Here is a 3,055-nt window from a genome sequence, read left to right as displayed (position 1 = left end):
GAAGTTTGTTCGCCATATTGGATTTCCTCTACTTTTACCCTAGATTTTAGTGTACCTTCATAGTGAATTGGTATAAGAAGTGCGCAGTCATATCTTTTGCATAATCCCAAACTATTAGGTCGATCGTTGCTTTCATTCTTGCAATATATTTCCATCGCGAATATTTTACATTCGCATTTGAGTTTCTTCATCTTACTACCTCATTAGCTATTAATATTTCCAACTTTGGCGACTTGAAATTATGAAAGTCAAGAAAATATCGCAGATCTCTAAATCGTCCATGTGGATTGCAATCTAATCGATCGATATTGATAATAGCTGACTTTAAAGCTTCCTCAAAGTTCTGTTCTCTGATCGTCTCAAACAATATAACTAGACCACGCTGGCATAAATAAGTGACCAGCTTAATCAGATGCCAGGAAACCCGACAAACTTCCAAACAAAAGGCTTAGCCAGAGTGCGGTTAAAATAGTCAATAAAATCGAGAATCTGGTGCTGGAGGTTTTCAGTAGAAGTGAAACTACTGCGTTTGAGTAGCCGACGCACCAAAATCGAGAACCAACACTCAATTTGATTGAGCCAGGAAGTATGTTTGGGAATATAGACAAAGCGAATACGGTGACTCTCATCAGATAAAAAAGTGGCTCGTGTTGCCATTGATTGGAGAATGCCTGATGCACCTTTGACCCCCAAAGCCCCCTGGATTTTACAATGTTGGGCAACCAAACGTACCAGAGATTCAGATTGATGAATATTGAGTTGATCTACTAGGAAAATCCATCCGGCTTCTGGGTCAGTTTCAATTGTTTTTTTGATGTGCTCACAGAAATCTTCTTCTGTACGGGTTGTCCCAACCGTAGGCGTAATTACCTGACCCTTGGCAATATGCCAGTTGGCAATCAGTGCGACAACTCCATGACGAATATATTCAAATTCGATGCGTTCTACTCTTCCCAGCTTCATGGGTTGAGTCGGGTACGCCCTCTCCAAAGCTTGGATGCCTGTCTTTTCATCGGTACTGACCAAGTGAATGCCTTTATCGAGTAATTCTTTTGCCTTCAGATGTAGAGAACAGATGTATTTGACCTGTGCTCTAAAAGCTACTGGGTCTTCTGGATTAGCGTTTAACCAGTATCGATGATGATGGGGTTGTAGAGTAGCTTCCTTTTAAAAAACGCCCCACACTGCGTGGGGAAATCTTCTCCACAATCCCTCGCTTTTTGGCTTCTTGAGCTAACTCGGTTGGTGTCCAATGGCTAACTGGGCGTTGGGATTTTTTGGGGTCTTCACAGGCTAGAGCGACAATTTGTACTACCTGTTCCACTCCGAAGAATTTGGGCGTGCCTGGACGAGGCACATCGCTCAAGATGTTCTCAATCATTTTCCTCAACTGTTTGTCACTCACCGCCTCGGCTTCTGCACTTGTTAGTTGCTCCTGAGCCTCTAGCCATCGCTGTCGCCATATCCTGACTCGCCTTCGGTGTAATTGCAGTTGTTGACTGAGTGCTGTATTGTTCACTCCTCTAGCTGCCCCTAAAATCAGCTTTGTCCTTGTCACGAGGTTATAGGAGTTGGTGGTGCGGCTTGCTATCTGTTCAAGCAGAGCTTGTTGCCTAGTAGACAGGATAATCGGTTGAGCTTTAGGATTCGGCATTGATTGTCCAAGGCTTAAGTGACTTTTCTACGGCTGATGCTCGCACCCTCACTTTATCCCTTTTTGTCCTCTTTTTTACTGGTCACTTATTTCTGCCGCCCTGGTCTAGAGCTTCAGCATTAGAAGCAAGAAAAATTTCATTTTCAGCTTCAGTGTCAAGATAGAATTTATAAAAACCTATGGATGATTCAGGCTTTAACTTATTTGCAAGCAAATGATAGTTTACTCCTCCAAAAACAATTCTTTCTTCATCCTTATTTAAGTCTTCCTTATCCTTAAATTTTTCTTGCAAAAAGACTTTGGTCACGAATTCATCATCTATGAGACAATCTTTAATCTCATTCCACTCTTTGCTATATAGAGAAATACCGATATGGGATGAAATTGCTTTGGCAGTTAAAATCCTTAAAAACTCCAAAGGGTAGAGATTGTTTGATATCAAAGGGAAAAAAGGTTTGACTGGAAAGATAGCCTTTTCGTAATGCACCCGTCTTCCATGTGCAACGCTGTTTCTAGCTTCTACAAGATTTCTTATCCAAAATGCTATCCTATTATCATATAGTTTAAAATGCTTCAAAAAGAACAAAATTTTTGAGGTTACGGAAATATCTTTAATTAATATTCCTGCCAGGAGTTTGGATTTAGCATTATTCTCACTTTCTAATGCATTCACATGCAAAGATAAAATGCTTGAATTAAATGCATTGCTAAAATCTTTAATCAGATCATTAGCTTTCATTAAAAGAACTTTTGAATATACATCACCAAGAAGCTCTAAGACATGGAAGTAAGATAATGTCGCCTCATCTTCATAAAGAAATCTCTTATCAGATTCCTCTTCCATATACCTAGCCTTTCTCCATCTATCTAATAAGGAGAAAAACAAGCTTTTTTCATGTTCTTTTAACTTTTCTAAGTTGTCGAGAAATTCATTGAGATTATCTGTTAAATCAACATCATCTATTATCAGTCTGTTTTGTTGTCCAACTTTTAGCTCGTCTAATAATATATCGGCACTAGCTGTTGAAAATGGAGCTGTTTTGAAAACCGTAAATAGCTCGCTTACTAGAAACGAGATAATACCTAACAAGCTTAAATATTTTGGACGAACAAATATTGGGGCATCGACCAATGATTCATAGTCCTTGAGTTCAAATTCTATTGACAGTTGTAGACAACCAAATTCAAAACTTTCTTCATTATGAATAGTTGGAATGGACTGAACTGTCTGTACGGCGCATTGTTCAAATGTAAAATTTAGATCTATTTTTCGATTTAGTGTCAAATATTTTTGGGAAACGCACTTGTTCATTAGATAAAACTAGTATCGGCTCAATAAGTAGGGGTAGCAGAGGAAAATAAATGAAACGGGGTACACACAGTGTCATAGAATAGGACACA

4 protein-coding genes are annotated in these 3,055 nt (G+C 39.1%); all 4 read right to left on the bottom strand.

What is annotated here, in order from left to right; translation table 11 throughout:
- Positions 1–191, bottom strand: a 191-nt coding sequence (locus QUA13_RS32075; RefSeq protein WP_333205085.1) for a hypothetical protein, incomplete at its 3' end; no start/stop codon positions are given.
- Between the two features lie 217 nt (positions 192–408).
- Positions 409–1,026: a transposase gene (locus QUA13_RS32070; protein WP_333205083.1), complete on the bottom strand. Its 618-nt coding sequence runs from the start codon at positions 1,024–1,026 to the stop codon at positions 409–411.
- Positions 1,027–1,117: 91 nt separating this feature from the next.
- Positions 1,118–1,654 (bottom strand): helix-turn-helix domain-containing protein, encoded by a 537-nt coding sequence (locus QUA13_RS32065; protein WP_333205081.1) that lies wholly within the window; start codon positions 1,652–1,654, stop codon positions 1,118–1,120.
- 82 nt (positions 1,655–1,736) lie between these two features.
- Positions 1,737–2,939: a hypothetical protein gene (locus tag QUA13_RS32060; RefSeq protein WP_333205079.1), complete on the bottom strand. Its 1,203-nt coding sequence runs from the start codon at positions 2,937–2,939 to the stop codon at positions 1,737–1,739.
- Positions 2,940–3,055 lie beyond the last annotated feature (116 nt).

It is taken from the genome of Microcoleus sp. S28C3 (genome assembly GCF_036700785.1).
GTDB lineage: Bacteria > Cyanobacteriota > Cyanobacteriia > Cyanobacteriales > Microcoleaceae > Microcoleus > Microcoleus asticus.
Note: the sequence above shows the minus strand (reverse complement) of the source record. Positions and strands in the feature narration are given on the sequence as shown.

What these genes read in the sequence shown, in the direction of transcription:
- QUA13_RS32065 (WP_333205081.1), bottom strand. Translation starts at nt 1,654, where the DNA reads ATGCCGAATCCTAAAGCTCAACCGATTATCCTGTCTACTAGGCAACAA.